At 72.2% G+C, this 15,428-nt stretch carries 16 protein-coding genes; 5 read left to right on the top strand and 11 right to left on the bottom strand.

What is annotated here, in order from left to right; translation table 11 throughout:
• Positions 1-114 precede the first annotated feature (114 nt).
• Genes ACWEVN_RS38245 through ACWEVN_RS38255 form a run of 3 tightly spaced genes read right to left on the bottom strand, consistent with a single transcriptional unit; the run spans position 115 to position 3,490 of the window.
• Positions 115-1,671, bottom strand: a complete 1,557-nt coding sequence (locus ACWEVN_RS38245; protein ID WP_452054526.1) for a molybdopterin-dependent oxidoreductase — start codon at positions 1,669-1,671, stop codon at positions 115-117.
• Positions 1,672-1,728: 57 nt separating this feature from the next.
• On the bottom strand, positions 1,729-1,968 hold the full coding sequence (locus tag ACWEVN_RS38250; protein ID WP_310967917.1) for a glutaredoxin family protein: 240 nt from the start codon (positions 1,966-1,968) through the stop codon (positions 1,729-1,731).
• Between the two features lie 10 nt (positions 1,969-1,978).
• Positions 1,979-3,490 (bottom strand): AMP-binding protein, encoded by a 1,512-nt coding sequence (locus ACWEVN_RS38255; RefSeq protein WP_452054527.1) that lies wholly within the window; start codon positions 3,488-3,490, stop codon positions 1,979-1,981.
• 314 nt (positions 3,491-3,804) lie between these two features.
• On the opposite strand from ACWEVN_RS38255, the gene ACWEVN_RS38260 reads away from it, so the two are divergent.
• The 5 genes from ACWEVN_RS38260 (at position 3,805) to ACWEVN_RS38280 (ending at position 8,679) form a co-directional block, all read left to right on the top strand.
• Positions 3,805-4,497 (top strand): sigma-70 family RNA polymerase sigma factor, encoded by a 693-nt coding sequence (locus ACWEVN_RS38260; RefSeq protein WP_449686752.1) that lies wholly within the window; start codon positions 3,805-3,807, stop codon positions 4,495-4,497.
• 114 nt (positions 4,498-4,611) lie between these two features.
• Positions 4,612-5,679 carry a DUF5667 domain-containing protein gene (locus ACWEVN_RS38265; protein ID WP_452054528.1) on the top strand — a complete coding sequence of 356 codons (1,068 nt, stop codon included), beginning with the start codon at positions 4,612-4,614 and terminating at the stop codon, positions 5,677-5,679.
• A 74-nt stretch (positions 5,680-5,753) separates the two neighbouring features.
• The gene (locus ACWEVN_RS38270) at positions 5,754-6,641 is read left to right on the top strand and encodes an HAD family hydrolase (RefSeq protein ID WP_310967921.1); all 888 of its coding nucleotides are present in this window, start codon (positions 5,754-5,756) and stop codon (positions 6,639-6,641) included.
• A 102-nt stretch (positions 6,642-6,743) separates the two neighbouring features.
• Positions 6,744-7,652, top strand: a complete 909-nt coding sequence (locus tag ACWEVN_RS38275) for a CPBP family intramembrane glutamic endopeptidase (protein ID WP_452054529.1) — start codon at positions 6,744-6,746, stop codon at positions 7,650-7,652.
• Positions 7,653-7,896: 244 nt separating this feature from the next.
• Complete coding sequence (locus ACWEVN_RS38280) at positions 7,897-8,679, top strand: maleylpyruvate isomerase family mycothiol-dependent enzyme (RefSeq protein ID WP_452054530.1); 783 nt, start codon at positions 7,897-7,899, stop codon at positions 8,677-8,679.
• A gap of 1 nt (position 8,680) precedes the next feature.
• On the opposite strand, the gene ACWEVN_RS38285 is transcribed toward ACWEVN_RS38280, so the two are convergent.
• From ACWEVN_RS38285 to ACWEVN_RS38320, 8 genes are all read right to left on the bottom strand, one after another.
• A complete protein-coding gene (locus tag ACWEVN_RS38285; RefSeq protein ID WP_452054531.1) occupies positions 8,681-9,709 on the bottom strand; it encodes a lysophospholipid acyltransferase family protein in 1,029 nt (342 codons plus the stop codon).
• Positions 9,706-10,749 (bottom strand): NAD-dependent epimerase/dehydratase family protein, encoded by a 1,044-nt coding sequence (locus ACWEVN_RS38290; RefSeq protein WP_449686757.1) that lies wholly within the window; start codon positions 10,747-10,749, stop codon positions 9,706-9,708. Before ACWEVN_RS38290 ends, ACWEVN_RS38285 begins: the two co-directional genes overlap by 4 nt.
• A 255-nt stretch (positions 10,750-11,004) precedes the next feature.
• Positions 11,005-11,106 carry a 30S ribosomal protein bS22 gene (locus ACWEVN_RS38295; RefSeq protein WP_007030867.1) on the bottom strand — a complete coding sequence of 34 codons (102 nt, stop codon included), beginning with the start codon at positions 11,104-11,106 and terminating at the stop codon, positions 11,005-11,007.
• 155 nt (positions 11,107-11,261) lie between these two features.
• On the bottom strand, positions 11,262-11,477 hold the full coding sequence (locus ACWEVN_RS38300; RefSeq protein WP_013222402.1) for a helix-turn-helix domain-containing protein: 216 nt from the start codon (positions 11,475-11,477) through the stop codon (positions 11,262-11,264).
• 207 nt (positions 11,478-11,684) lie between these two features.
• Positions 11,685-12,494, bottom strand: a complete 810-nt coding sequence (gene proC, locus ACWEVN_RS38305) for a pyrroline-5-carboxylate reductase (protein WP_310967926.1) — start codon at positions 12,492-12,494, stop codon at positions 11,685-11,687.
• Between the two features lie 84 nt (positions 12,495-12,578).
• Positions 12,579-13,397 carry a thioesterase family protein gene (locus tag ACWEVN_RS38310; protein ID WP_285994060.1) on the bottom strand — a complete coding sequence of 273 codons (819 nt, stop codon included), beginning with the start codon at positions 13,395-13,397 and terminating at the stop codon, positions 12,579-12,581.
• A gap of 133 nt (positions 13,398-13,530) precedes the next feature.
• Positions 13,531-14,343, bottom strand: coding sequence for a sugar phosphate isomerase/epimerase family protein (locus tag ACWEVN_RS38315; RefSeq protein ID WP_452054532.1), 813 nt, complete (start codon positions 14,341-14,343; stop codon positions 13,531-13,533).
• Between the two features lie 68 nt (positions 14,344-14,411).
• Positions 14,412-15,428, bottom strand: a 1,017-nt coding sequence (locus tag ACWEVN_RS38320; protein WP_452054533.1) for a hypothetical protein, incomplete at its 5' end; no start/stop codon positions are given.

Below are 15,428 nucleotides of genomic sequence, written 5' to 3' on the forward strand. Positions count from 1 at the left end.
GGTGCGTCAGACGCACCCAATGTGGCGTTCGGTGCGTCAGACGCACCCAATGTGGCGTTCGGTGCGTTGGACGCAACCAACGCCACATTGGGGCGCTTGGGGCGCTTGGGGCGGTCAGCGGGCGTCGAGGGTGACCGAGTGCCAGCCGGTGGCGCCGTCCGGGACCGGGTCCGCTCGGTTCTCCGTCTGCGTGTACCCGTCTCGATCCGTCGCCCGGACCGACGCCTGGTGCGTGCCCTTCGGCACGTCCAGCTCGATCCACCACATCCGCCAGGTGTCCTTGCTCACCTCGGCCGACAGCGTCGCCGGCTGCCACGGACCCTGGTCGAGCCGGACCTCCACCTTCGCGATCCCGGTGTGCTGCGCCCACGCCGTGCCGGCCAGCCGGACCTTGCCCGCCGTGACGCCCGCGAAGCCGCTCGGTGTGTCGATGCGGGACTCGGTCTTGATCGGCGCCTGCTCGGCCCAGCCGCGGCTCAGCCAGTACGCCTGGCGGGCGTCCCACTTCGTGAACTCCAGCGATTCGACCCACTTCGTCGCCGACACGTAGCCGTAGAGGCCGGGGATGACGATCCGCGCCGGGAAGCCGTGCTCGACCGGCAGCGGCTCGCCGTTCATGCCGATCGCCAGCATCGCCCCGCGCGTCGGGTCGAGGGCGACGTTCGCCGGCGTCCCGCACGTCCAGCCGTCGACGCTGGTCGCGAACATCTGCTCCGCGCCCGCCTGCACCCCGGCCTCGTCCAGCAGGTCCACCAGGTCGACGCCGATCCAGGACGCGTTCGAGATCAGCGGCCCGCCGACCTCGTTGGACACGCAGGTCAGCGTGACCCGGCGCTCGACCAGCGGCCGGTTGCGGATGTCGGCGTAGGAGAAGGTCACCTCGCGGTCGACCATCCCGTGGATCTTCAGGCTCCAGTCCTCGGTGCGGATCTGCGGCACGACCAGCGCGGTGTCGATCCGGTAGAAGTCCGCGTTCGGCGTGAGGAACGGCGGCGAGCCGAGCTTCGCGAAGTCGGCGTCCGCGGGCAGTGGCGGCGCGGTGCGCGCGGGCACGAGCGGGCCGACGGCGGCCCGCGAGTCCTCGGCGTTCGAGCTGGTCCCGGCGACCTGGCCGACGACGGCCGCGAGGCCCGACCCGGCGGCGACGCCGACCCCGGCGCGCAGGAACTTCCGCCGGTCGAAGCCCCGGTCCGGCACGACGTCGACGGGCAGCGCGAGCCGGTGCAGGAAGGTGAACACCGCGAGCCCGGCGACCAGGGCGGCGACCGGCGCGAGCAGCGAAACCTGCCCGAGGTCGCTGCGCGCGTACACGGCCGCGACCCCGGCCGCGCCGAACACGAAGACGAGGATCTGCCCCGCTCGCGGCGTCCGGCGCGAGAGCCGGCCGGCGAGCAGCGCGAACAGGACCAGCACCACCGCGAGCCCGAGCTTGAGCACCGGCTTGTCCCAGGTGCCCAACGTCCGCTCGGCCCACTTCACGATCGCCGTCGGGCTGTGGTCGATGACGTAGTTCGCCACCGCGATGAACGGCGACGCCGTGTACCCGACGAAGCCCGCGACCAGGTGCCCGACGCCGAGGGCGGCGGCCAGCGCGAGGAGGCCGATCAGCGTCGCGACCGGCAGCGAAAGCCGCCGGGGCGCTTCGGGCGGCGCTTCTTGCAGAGTGCTCACGTCTCCATCTTCGGAGCGAAGACGTGAAGCGGCTGCTCGATCGCCCTTACGAGCCGGTTACGGCTGGAGCGCGCGCCGCAGCCGGTCCTCTTCGACGCGCCAGTACCCGTGCTCGGCGCCGTCGACCAGGATCACCGGGACGCGGTCGCCGTACTCCGCGCGCCACTCCGGGTCGGTGTCGACGTCCTCGGCCTTCCACGCGACGCCGAGTTCCCCGCAGATCCGCGCGACCTCGGCTTCCGCGACCTCGCAGAGGTGGCAGCCGTCCCGGCCCAGCACCGTCACTTCGTGCGCCATGCCGTCCTTCCTACCGCAGCCGCAGGCGGCGCAGCTTCCCGGTCGCCGAATGCGGCAGCGACTCGGCGAACTCGACCAGGTGCGGCACCTTGTACCCGGCGAGGTGGGCCGCGCAGTGGTCGACGACCTGCTGCTCGGACAGCGCCGCCCCGGCCGACGGCACCACGACCGCCTTGACCGCCTCGCCGCTGCGCTCGTCGACGACGCCGACGACCGCGGCCTCGGCCACTTCGGACAGCTGCCCGATGACCTCCTCGACCTCGCGCGGGAAGACGTTGAAGCCGTTGACGATGATCAGGTCGTTGGCCCGGTCGACCAGGTGCAGGTCGCCGTCGGTGTCGAGGTAGCCGACGTCGCCGGTGCGGAACCAGCCCTCGTCGTCCGGGCCGTGGCCGCCGTCGGGCCAGTAGCCGGAGAAGAGGTTGGCGCCGCGGATCGACACCAGCCCGGTCTCGCCCTCGGCCTCGAAGACGTCGTCGACGTCGTCCGGGTCGAGCGGGACGGCCTGGTCGGTGCCGTCGCTGTCCACCAGCCGCAGCTCGACGCCGGGCAGCGGCCGCCCGACCGACCCGGGCTTCGGATAGCCGGTGACCAGCGTCGACGTCACCACCGGCGCGCATTCGGTGAGGCCGTAGCCCTCGTAGACGTCGAGGCCGGTGGCCTCGCGGATGGCCGTCAGCACCTTCGGGTGCAGCGGCGCGGCGCCCGAGGTCATCCGGCGCACGGTGGCCAGGCCACGGCGCAGCTCGTCGGCGCCGAACGCGGCGAACTCGCCGTACATCGTCGGGACGCCGGTGATCGAGGTGACGCGGTGCTCGGCGCAGTCGTCCAGCGTGCGCTGGGCTTCGAAGCGCTCGGAGAGGACCGCGGTCGCGCCGACCGCGGTGGCCTGCAGGAGGCCCGGCCCGAGGCCGTAGACGTGGAAGAGCGGGATGGTGATCAGCACCCGGTCGTCCTGCTCCAGGACGCCCTCGACCGCGCTGATCTGCTCGAGGTTCGCCAGCAGCGCGCGGTGCGACAGCATCACCCCGCGCGGCGGGCCGGTCGTGCCCGAGGTGTACGAGATGACCGCGATGTCCTCGCCGGCCCGGCCGGTGTCGGGGAAATCCCCTCCTCCGTCCGGGTCACCCCCCGGCGTGAGACCGCTCACGCCGTCGGGGAGATCCCCCTCGGCGTCGCGCTGGACGACGACCTTCGCGCCGCTGTGCTCAAGGAGCTTCTCGAGCTCGGGCCCGGGCACCTGCGGCGACAGCGGGACGACCACGGCGCCCGCCCGCAGCGCGCCGAAGAAGGCGATGACGAAGTCCACCGACGTCGGCAGCCGCAGCCCCACCCGGTCGCCGGGGCCGACCCCGGCGTCCGCCAGCCGCCGGGCCTGGGCCTGGGCGGCCGCGTCGGCCTCGCGGTAGGTCAGGCTGCGCCCGGTGCCGGTTTCGACCACGGCCGGGTGCTCCGGCCACGTCGCCGCGGCCCGTGTGAGCAGCCCGCCGACCCCCGGCTGCGTCCCTTCTGGAGCACTCACCCGCGACCCACCTCTTCTCGCCCGGCGCCAACCGTTGCAAGTCTGTCATCTGAAGCGACGTCATGGGTGCTGACCGCGAGCGTCGCGTCTGCGCAACCCCGGAACCACTACCTACTTAGCGGTAACTACACGTATGTTGCACTGCGTCGCGCCGGTGGTGTTGATCACCGCCGCGACCGGAGAGAGGGAGTCGCCGTGAGGAACTTGCCTGCCCACGAGGTCGTGGGGCATGCGAGCCGGCCGATCCCTGCTCGCCGTGGTTCCGGGGGTACCGTGGCCCGCTGGGCCGAAGCCACCGCCGGAGGTGCCGCCCGATGACCGTGCCGACCGCCGTGAGCCGTGGGCCCGTCTTCATGTTCGCCGAGCGCGTCTTCGGACGGGCGCCGTCCGTGCCGCTGAGCAGGCAGGCGGCCGACGACGAGCGCGCCGAGGCGGCGAAGGCCGAGGCCTGGGACCTGGTGCGGGCCGCGCAGGACGGCGACTCGTCCGCGTTCGGCCGGCTCTACGACCGCTACGTCGACGTCGTCTACCGGTACGTGCTGTTCCGCCTCGGCGACCGCGACCTCGCCGAGGACGTCACCAGCGAGACGTTCCTGCGCGCGCTGCGCCGCATCACGTCGGTGAGCTACCAGGGACGTGACGTCGGCGCCTGGTTCGTCACCATCGCCCGCAACCTCGTGCTCGACCACGTCAAGTCGAGCCGGTTCAAGCTCGAGGTGGTCACCGACGAGGTGACCGAGCCGGGTTCGGCGCCGTTCAGCGTCGGCGCGACCGCCCAGGCGGGCCCCGAGCAGGAGGCGATCAGCCGCGCCACCCGGGCCGAGCTGCTGCGCTGCGTCGCCGAACTGGGCGAGGACCAGCGCGAATGCATCGTCCTGCGGTTCCTGCAGGGCTTGTCGGTGGCCGAGACGGCCGAGATCATGAACCGCAACGAAGGCGCCATCAAGGCGCTCCAGCACCGCGCGGTACGCCGATTGGCACAACTTCTGCCCACCGGATTGCGCTGAACCCGCGAACTTTTCCGTTCGTCGGCCGAAACCGGTAACCCTGACGGCTTCTGGATCGTTACCCCACGCAGACCGGTGTCAGGCCGGCCGAAGCCCGGGATGGAGAGCAGCGCCGTGAGGTTTGCGCGTGAGCGAGCCGAGAGCGAGCGGTTCGCGCGTGCCCTGGAACCGTCGCCGGTCCGCCGGGACGGGGAGTTCGCCGACGAACTCGCGATCGTCGGCGCCCTGCGCGACCTCGGCGCGGCCGGGTCACCGGACCTGGAGACGCGGCAGCGGATCCGCGCGGAGATCGCGGGCCGCCTGGAGACGGCGGCGGCCACCACCCCGCGTCGGAGGTGGCGGCCGCGGACCGCCGACCTGGTGGCCGCCGCGCTCTTCCTCTTCCTCGTGCTCTCGGGGCTGACGCTGGTGCTCTCGCGCACGGCGCTGCCCGGTGACCCGCTGTACGGCATCAAGCGCGCCGGCGAATCGACCGCGCTGGGCCTCACGTTCGGTGACCAGGAGAAGGCGCGCAAGCACCTCGAGTTCGCCACCAACCGGATCACCGAGCTCGGCGAGCTGGCCGCGGAAGACGCGAGCGCCGCCGACTACCGGACCGCGTACGACGACTTCGCCGCCGACCTGCGGGCCGGCGTCGCCCAGCTGTCCACCGTGGCGACCAGCGACGGCGCCGGCACGCAGGCGCTGTCCGACGTCCGGCTCTGGGCCCGCAACCAGGCGGCCCGGCTGGCCGCGCTGCCGCTCCCGGCGGACGCGGCGCCGGTGTTCGGCGACGTCCGCGACCTGCTGAGCAAGGTCCAGGAGCGGGCGAGCGGCCTGGTGGCGCGGATGAACTGCTACCAGATCACCACCGGCGCCTCGGACGAGCTGGGCCCGCTCCCGGCGACCGGCGAGTGCACGCAGCGGCCCGCCCCGGCGGCCGGGGAGCAGCCGACGGCGTCGGTCGCGCCTTCGTCGCAGGAGAGCACGACACCGACACCGACGGGCACGCAGCTGCCGCCGTCGGACGCCGCGGCGACCCCGGGCCTCCCGGCACCGACCGGCGGGGTGACCCCGCCCCCGGTGTTCGGCCAGCCGTCGACGACGTCCCGCCCGCCGGCGCCGACCACGACGACGTCCCAGCCGCCGCTGATCTCGCTGCCGCCGCTCCTGCCGGGGCTTCCGCCGATCATCATCGGCTGAGGTCCGGCCCACACCTGCGACGGCGCGGTGGGCGGCTCGCTACGCTGTGCGAAGGAGACGTGGAGGCGGTGTACGTGTCAGCTTGGCGTGGCAAGGACAAGAGTCAGGAGCTCGAACGGCTCGCCGCGCTGGCGGGCGAGGCGTCGGCGGAGGCCGCGCACGCCCTGTCCGAACCGCCGGCCCCGCCCGCGCCGCCGGACCTGACCGCGGCCGCGTTCTTCGACGTCGACAACACGATGATGATGGGCGCGTCGATCTTCTACTTCGCCCGCGGCCTGGCCGCGCGCAAGTTCTTCACGTCGTCGGACCTGGCCGGCTTCGTCTGGGGCCAGATCAAGTTCCGCCTCGGCGGCCGCGAGAACAAAGAGGACATCAAGACCCACCGCGAGCGCGCACTGTCCTTTGTGGCCGGCCGCACGGTGGCGGAGCTGACATCGATCAGCGAAGAGATCTACGACGAGCTGATGGCGGACAAGATCTGGTCCGGAACGCGCGCGCTGGCCCAGATGCACCTGGACGCGGGCCAGCGGGTGTGGCTGGTGACGGCGACCCCGATCGAGCTGGCGGCGATCATTTCCCGCCGGCTCGGTCTCACGGGCGCGTTGGGCACGGTCGCGGAGACCCGCGACGGCGTGTACACCGGCCGCCTGGTGGGTGACCTGCTGCACGGGCGGGCCAAGGCGCACGCGGTGCGGGCCCTGGCCTCACGCGAGGGCCTGAACCTGAAGCGCTGCACCGCGTATTCGGACTCGGCGAACGACATCCCGATGCTGTCGGTGGTCGGCACGGCGGTGGCGGTGAACCCCGACGGCGGGCTGCGGGACGTCGCCCGGGCGCGCGGCTGGGAGATCCGGGACTTCCGGACCGGCCGGAAGGCCGCGAAGATCGGCGTCCCTTCGGTGCTGGGGGCCGGAGCGCTGGCCGGCGCGGTGGCGGCCGGGATGGCTTACCGGCGCCGGTAGCGCCTGCGCTACCCCTGCTTCGGGTGCTCGCGGGAATGACCGGGCCGCCTTCGGCTGGTGTGCTTTTCCCATCGGAAAGGCAACTCCCGAAGGGACAGTGTGGTGGCAACCCGAGTGGACATCGAAGACCGGACCGGCGGCGGGGGCAGGCTGCGGAACAGCCTCCGCAAACACCCGCTCACCTGGTTCTTCGCCCTGGCCAACCTGCTGAGCTGGATCGCGTGGACGCCCTACATCCTGTCGGAGAACGGACTGGGCGTCCTCCACTTCCGGTTCCCGGAGCTGCTCGGCACCTCGCAGTTCGCCGGCGTCCTCCCGGGCGCCTACCTCGGCCCGATCGCCGCGGCGTTCCTGGTGACCGCGCTCGCCGACGGCCGGACCGGCCTCCGCCGCTGGACCGCGCGCCTGTTCAAGTGGCGGGTCCACTGGTTCTGGTACGTGGCGGTGGTGCTCAGCGTGCCGGCCCTGCTCACGATCGCCACCATGGCGCTGACCGAGCAGACCCCCCTCGCCCCGGCGGTGGCGACGCTGGTGGCCTACCTGCCCGGCCTCCTGCTGCAGATGGTGACGACCGGGCTGGCGGAGGAACCGGGCTGGCGCGACTTCGCCCTCCCCCGCCTCCAGCAGCGCTACGGACCGCTCGGCGGCACCCTGATCCTCGGCCCGCTGTGGGGCGTGTGGCACCTGCCGCTGTTCTTCAGCGAGTGGGGCGGCTGGCCGGACATCACCTGGCTGACGCCGATCGAGTTCGTCGCCACCTGCGTGACGTTCAGCATCATCATGACGTGGGTGTTCAACCGCACCGGCCAGAGCCTGCCGCTCGCGATGCTGCTGCACACGAGCGTCAACAACTTCTTCTCGATCGCCTGGTCGGAGATGTTCCCTTCGCTGGGGGTCCGGGACACGACGCACGCGTTCTTGCTCGCCTCGACCGCGGTGGCTTTGGTCCTGCTCATCGCCACCCGGGGACGGCTGGGTTACCGGCCGAAAGCCCGCAAACTCGAGGCCTGAGCTCGGTGCCCACCACCCCGAAGCCGGGATTGTCGCTACGGCCGCGTGCTGGCTTCGGATCGGGGTGGCGGGGCAGGTCTGGGCGGGGTGCGGGTTGGGGCGTCCGCGTCACTCAGCCTCGGAAGCCGGGGCCCGCGCGGCGGCACGGAAGATTTCCGCCGGGGGCGTGTCGATCCGCGCCATCATCGTTCGACGCTTCAGCGAAGGCACCCACCCGGGGCGCCCCGAACACCGAGGACACACGATGACCGAGCTGACCGCGGACCGCACCCGGCGAGCGATCGTCGATCACACCCGGCGCCTGGCGGAAGCCGCTGCCGTGGCCGGCCCCGGCGCGGCCGTGCCGACGGCTCCGGAGTGGACCGTCACCGATCTGGTGCGGCACCTGGGGCAGACCCAGCACTGGGTCGCGGAGATCATCGAGCGCCGCATCACCGATCCCACCCGGCTGCCCACCGAGCTGCCGGAACTGCCCGCCGACCCGGGTGCGTGGCCGGGCTGGCTGGCGGAGGCGGCGGACCGGGTCGCGGCCGCCTGTTCCGATGACGCGCTCGGCGCGCCGGTGTTCAACGCCTCCGGGGACGAGCGGTCCGGGACGCAGTTCTGGCTGTCCACCATGCTCAACGAGGCCGTCGTCCACGGCTTCGACGGGGCCGCCGCGGCGGGCCGGCCGGCCGACGTCGAGGCCGACGTCGCGACCGCGCTCGTCACCAACCACCTGACGATGCTCACCTCGCCGACCTGGGAGCTGCAGCGGCCCGCGTCCGCGCAGGCCATCCGCGGCACCGGGCAAACCCTGCAGTGGCGGGCCACCGACGTCGCCGACGGCGCGTGGTTCGTCGAGCGGCGCCCCGAGGGGGCGACCTGGCAGCACAAGACCGGACCGGCCGACGTGACGATCAGCGGCCCGGCCGCGTCACTGCTGCTGACGTTGACCCGGCGGCTGCCGCTGACCGAAACCACCGTCGAGGGCGACGCCGAGCTCGCTCGGCACTGGCTCGACCACACCGCCCACGTCAGCGACTGACTCAGCCGCGGAAGACCGACTTCCGCTGCGAAAGCCGCTGGTAGAGCGTCTGCTGGATCGACTCCCGCACCTGGTCGGTCAGCTGGAACACCAGCATCGGGTCGTCGACGGCCTCCGGGCCGAAGGAATCCGTCGCGATCGGGGCGCCGAACTCGATGCTCCACTTCGTCGGGAGCGGGACCGCGCCCAGCAGGCCCAGCATCGGGAAGAACGGCGTCACCGGGAAGTACGGCAGCCCGAGCATCCGCGCCAGGACTTTGATGTCGCCCAGCTTCGGGTAGATCTCCTCGGCGCCGATCACCGACACCGGGATGATCGGCACACCCGCCCGCAGCGCCGCCGACACGAAGCCGCCGCGGCCGAAGCGCTGCAGCTTGTAGCGCGAAGCGAACGGCTTCCCGATCCCCTTGAAGCCCTCCGGCCACACCCCGACCAGCTCGCCCTTGCGCAGCAGGCGCTCGGCGTCCGCGTGGCAGGCCAGCGTCTGGCCGGACTTGCGGGCGAACGACCCCACCAGCGGCACCTGGAACACCAGGTCGGCGCCCAGTCCGCGCAGGTGCCGGCCACCCGTCTCGTCGTGGACCGCCACCGCCGTCATCAGCGAGTCGAGCGGGATCGTGCCCGAGTGGTTGGACACCAGCAGCGCGCCGCCGGCCGCCGGGAGGTTTTCGACGCCGTACGTGTCGACGCGGAACCACTTCTTGTACAGCGCGCGCAGCGGCGGGAGGAACACCGCCTCGGTCAGCTCGGCGTCGAAGCCGAACTCGTCGACCGTGTAGTCGCCGGTCAGCCGGTCGCGGAGGAAGCCGAGCGCCGAGCGCGCCGCGTCCGAAAGGGGCTCTTCCGGCGCCGGCCGGTCGACGCCGCCGGGGAAGGCGACGACCGGCGCCTCCTCCTGCTCGCGGAGGTCCCGCTCGGCTTCCACGGCTTCCGGCTTCTCCCGGCCCGGTCCGTGCAGGGGGATGACCTGCGCTTCGGCACCGCCCACCGTTCCCGCCTCGCTTCCGAAGTAGTCGTGTGGCCTGGTCATCGGCTCTGCCCGGTCGCGGCGGCGACGAGCACCTTGCCGGCCAGCCCGGCCAGCTTGCCGCCGTCGAGCACCGGGCGGAGCCCGCGTCCCACGATGTAGTCGTCGAACGCCTCCCGCGTGGTCCACCGCGGGGTGTAGCCGAACTCCTGCTTCAGCTTGGCGATGTCGACGACCCGGCCGAAGTTCAGCAGCCGGACCTGGTCGGCGGAGAAGTCCACGACGCGCGCGCCGCGCAGGACCTTGCCGACCGACGGCACCACGCTCCGCGGCATCGGCAGCTCGACCCGGCCGGCCCGCCGGATCGCCTGCGAGAGGGTGAGTACCCCCTCCGCGCCGACGTTGAACACGCCGGGCCGGTCGGTCAACGTCGCCCGTTCCAGCACCGACAGCGCGTCCGAAGAGTGCAGGAGCTGGATCCGCGCGTCGTAGCCGAAGACCGTCGGCACCACCGGCAGCGCGAAGTAGCGCGCGAGGACGGTGTCGGTCTCGGGGCCGATGATGTTGGCGAAGCGGAACAGCGTGGTCGTGATGTCCGGGCGGCGCCGCACCAGGCCGCGCACGTACCCCTCCATCTCGACCGCGTCCTTCGCGTATCCGCTGGTCGACGTCGGGATGAGCTCGGAGTCCTCGGTGAACACCGCCTGCGAGCGGGCGCCGGCGCCGTAGACCGCCGCCGTCGACTTGACCACCAGTTTCCGGACCAGCGGCGAGCGCTGGCACGCGGCGAGCAGCCGCATGGTGCCGATGACGTTGACTTCCTTGATCGCCGTGCGGCGCCCCGGCCCGGCCGGGTGCGCGGTGCAGGACGCGTGCACGACCGTGTCCACCTTGGCCGTGCTGATCACCTTGGCGATCAACGGGTTCCTGATGTCCGCGCGGACGAACTCCGCGTGCCCCATGCGCTGCAGGACCGCCTTGTCGGGCGGGACCGTGTCGACACCGATGACCCGTTCGAAATCGGGGTTGTTGCCCAGCCGGGCGAGCAGTTTCCCGCCCAGTTCCCCGGCGACCCCGGTGACGAGCACGATGTTCGACGGCATGCGACTCCCTGCGGCGTAGGGCAAGTGGGGGGTGGACGGTCACCCGAGGCGCGCGAACCTGCACTCACTGGAAGCATCGCGCGGACGCCCTTGAGATGTTACCGCTCTTCAGTGGTAGCTCCGGGCCGTCTCACGTGCTATTAACACCGTTTCGCCGGAAAGCGACGAACGCCTCACTCGAACGGGCGGACCGTGCCCACCACATGGACGTGGCCCGTCCAGAGACTGGACGGGCCACGGTCACGCTCAGCAGGCTTACTTGCCGGCCTTACGACGCTGGACGCGCGTACGGCGAAGCAGCTTGCGGTGCTTCTTCTTCGACATGCGCTTGCGGCGCTTCTTGATCACAGAGCCCATGGGCGCTCCTTAGGTCGACGTCGGTCACGCTGCCCGGCGCAGCGTCCAACGGGTGGAGCGCACAGGCACGAGCGGTTTTCCAGGTTACCCGTCTCCCCGGGCAGGCCGGTCAGCGGGCACGTCGAAACACGGCGTGCCGCCGGCCGGGCCGTGGATCACCCCACGTCGTAGTAGGCACCCTGGAGGTACTCGTGCACTGCTTTTTCCGGCACCCGGAAGGACTTCCCGACCCTGACGGCGGGCAGCTCACCCGAGTGCACGAGACGGTAGACGGTCATCTTGGAGACCCGCATCAGCGTGGCCACCTCGGCGACCGTCAGGAACTGGACCTGCCCGACGGCGGGCAAATCCTCCTTCTTGTTCGGCGACATGTTTACCGCGTCCTTCGACACGTGTCGCGCCACGAGGCTTCCCCACCTGTGGTATCGACACGCACGTGCTCTATCGAGAGTAGCGGGACTGGTGGGACTAATGCGACGCCTGTCACCGAGATGGGCCCCTACCAGCGCTAACGCACAAGCACCGGCGCGTGCAAGACCCGGGCAATCGCCCTTTCCGGGGAAATCGGGCGCCCGGGGTCAGCTCTCGTGCGCCTTGCCGAGTTCCACCGACCGGTCCTTCGCGGCCTCGATGGCGGCCAGCAGCGCGGCGCGGACGCCGTGCTTCTCGAGCTCGCGGATGGCGTTTATGGTCGTCCCGGCCGGGGAGGTCACGGCCTCGCGCAGCAGCACGGGGTGCTCATCGGATTCGGCGAGCATCTTCGCCGCGCCGACGGCCGACTGGATGATCAGCTGCCCGGCGAGCGCGCGCGGCAGGCCGAGCAGGATCCCGGCGTCGATCATGGCCTCGACCAGGTAGAAGAAGTAGGCGGGCCCGGACCCGGACAGAGCGGTGACGGCGTCCTGCTGCGCCTCGGGCACCTCGACGACCTGCCCGACGTGCGAAAGCAGGTCCCGCACGACGGCGAGGTGCTCGCCGGTCGCGTACCGGCCGGCGGAGATGGCGCTCATGGCCTCGTTGACCAGCATCGGCGTGTTCGGCATGACCCGCACGACGGGGACGCCCTCGGCGAGCCGCCGTTCGTAGAGCGAGGTGGGCAGCCCGGCACAGAGCGAGACGACGAGCGAGGACGGCCCGAGCAGAGGAGCGAGCTCGTCCAGAACGGGCTCGATGTCCTGCGGCTTCACGGCGACGACCAGGATGTCGGCCCGCTTCGCGGCTTCCTCGACCTCGACGCCCCGGATGCCGTACCGGCTGGTCAGCTCGTCGACGCGCGCCGGGTACCGCTCGGTGAAGAGGAGGTCGCCGGCGTCGTGGCCGCCGTGCAGCAGCCCCGAGAGCAACGCCTCACCGATCTTGCCCGCACCCAGCACCGCGATGACCGTCATGGTGGCAAGGGTGCCAAACGAGGCCGGACACCCCGGTGCCGGGGGCGCGCCGGCACCGCCCCTCCAAGCACACCGAGCCCGCGCTCAGCCGCCGGGAGCCGGGGCCAACCCCAGCTGGCGTGCCTGGCACACCAGCCGGCCCTGGGCGTCGACCACCGTGGCGTCGGAGTCGAACCACGACTCGTGCACCGACCTCGACTCCACCACCACTCTCAGCCACCCGGGCGCCGGGCGTGTCCTCAGCAACGCCGTCAGCTGGACCGTCGGGGCCCAGCCGATGCGGCCCAGGTTCATCACGACCGGCGGGTTCACGTCCGACGCCAGCAGCGAAAAATACGGGTCCACCAGGCTGTGCCGCGGGCGGACCCACAGCCGCATCCGGGGTGGCTCGCCCGTGCGGCCCGTCAGGTAGCCCGCCGTCGCCGGGTCGAGGCGGACTTCGCAGCCCTTGGCCAGGTTGAACGGCCCCTCCGTGCTCTCCGCCATCGCCAGCGCGCCCGGCGGGGGCTCGGCCGGCATCGACGGGACGTCGGTCCACTCCGGACGGCGCATCGGCAGGCGGCCCGTCGTCACCCTCGCCTCGACGCAGCTGCGGCCGCGCTGCTCCAGGCGGACCTCGACCACCGTCGCGCGGCGGCCGACCTTGCGGACGTCCGTGCGCAGCAGCACCGGGCCGAGCGCGGGCGCGTGCAGGAACTCCGCGCTGACGACCAGCGGCTCCGCGTGCGGCTCACCGCGCTCGTGCAGGGCGGCGATCGCCGCCCGGGCCAGCAGGGCGAGCAGGAAACCCCCGTGCGGGTGCGAGCCGATGGCCCATTCCGCACGCAGCACCGCGGTGAAGGTGCCGTCCCCCAGCGACCGCGCCGCACTCGCCGTGTCGAAGGACACGGCGGTGCCGTCCATTCCGCTCACGAACGGTCCGCGCCATTTCGGGAATCGGGGTAGGTGACGAGCAACGAGTGCGACGGGTTCACGGTCCGAACTTTACGGGTACAACCGGCGGAAATGCACTGGGGAGTAGATAGGCGCGACGCACTTATTGGCCGAGGTGGAACCGCGCGAACAACAACGCCTCCGCCAGATCGCGGACGCGCTGCGCCGCGGTGACGGCGTGCCGGGTGTTGATCTCCAGCACGATCTGGCCGCCGAAACCGTTGCTGACCAGCTTCTCGAGCAGTTCGGCGCAGGGCTGGCCGCCGCGGCCGGGTACCAGGTGTTCGTCCCTCGGGACGCCGGTGCCGTCCGCCAGATGGACGTGCGAGAGGCCGTCACCCATCCGCTGCGCGAGCGCCAGCGCGTCCATCTCGGCTGCCGCTGTGTGGGACAGGTCGAGCGTGTAGTGCCGGAACCCGACGTCCGTCGGATCGATCGACGGCCGGAACGCGGACACGCGCGAATTCTTCGAACCACCGGGCGGCCGGACCTTGAACATGTTTTCCACGGCGATTTCGACGCCGCTCGACTCCTCCAGTTCGGCGACGAGATCACCGAACCCGTCGCCGTACCGGCGCTGCCACCGGAACGGCGGGTGCACCACCACCGTGCGCGCGCCGAGCTCGAGCGCGGCATCGACCGACATCCGCAGCCGTACCACCGGATCGGGCGACCAGATCCGCTGGGTGATGAGCAGCGACGGCGAGTGCACCGAAAGCACGGGCACGCCGGTGCGCCGCGACAGGCGCCGCAGCGCGGTGACGTCCTGGCTGACCGGGTCGGCCCAGACCATCACCTCGACGCCGTCGTAGCCGAGCTCGGCGGCCAGCTCGAACGCCGTCCCCGCCTTGAGGGGCCACACCGACGCCGTGCTGAGTCCGACGGGGACCGGCTGCTCGTCTGTCACGGGCGCCATCCTGCCTCGTCACCGACGGTGCGCGGCGCCGCCGGGCCGCCAACGCGACGCGGATCACCGCGCCGGTGTCAGCGCCCGACGAGCAGCAACGCCGCCGGTGAGACCGTCACCACCAGGCCGACCAGCACCGCGAGCACCGTCGTCTGCAGGTCCTCGGCGCGGCGGATCTTCCGCACGATCCAGACCAGCGCGACGACCACCAGCAGGGCGGCGATCAGCGCGGCGGCCGGGATGTTCACCCACAGCCAGTTGAAGCCGAGCCAGACGGCGGCGCCGCCGACGACACCCAGCGCCAGCTGGCCGGCCAGGGCCAGCCACTGCTTGCCGGGCGACGCCGCCGGTTCCGGCTCCGCGGCCGGCTCGGGCGCGTCGTCGTACTCGTCGTCTTCGTAGCCTTCGCCCTGCTCGTAGCCGTAGTCGTCCTGCTCGAAGTCCGGGCCGTCCGCCGGGTAGTCGTCGGCGAACTCGCGCTCGTACGGCGCCAGGTCGTCCGGGATCGGCGCCCGCGAGGCCCGGTCGCCGGGCGCGAACGGCATCGGCGGCGGGTACGCGCCGGTCGGCGGGCCCGCGTCGTAGGCGGCCTGGTAGCCGCTGCTCTCCGGGGCGAAGCCGTCGGGCTCGAAGTCGTCCTCGGGGTAGCCGTCGTCCGGGGTGTCGGAGGGCACCGCCGGCATGACGCCGATCTCGGTGTCCTCCATCTGCTCCTTCTGCCGCCGCTTGCGCCAGTTCGCCAGGCCCGCGGGCGAGGCGGGCTCGTCGGGCTTCTTGGCCTTCGGCGGCACCGGCGGGGCGGGCGGCTCGTCGTCGGGGACCGCCGAGAACTGCTCGGTGTGGTCCTCGCGCTTCGGCTCCGGGCGGCGCGCCGGGGCGCGGCGCGGGCGGCCGGGCGCGGCGGGCGGGTTCGCGAACGACCCGCCGACCATCGGGCCCGGCGGGACGTCGATGTCGGCGTCCGGGGTGCCGTTGAGGCCGTCGAGCCGGGCCGACAGCGGAGTGCCGGGCGGCGGGGGTGCCGGCAGCTGCTGCGACGGCTGCGGCGGCGTCGGCAGCTGCTGCGACGGCTGCGGCGGGCCGGGACGGCGCCG

The organism is Amycolatopsis sp. NPDC003861, from assembly GCF_053605405.1.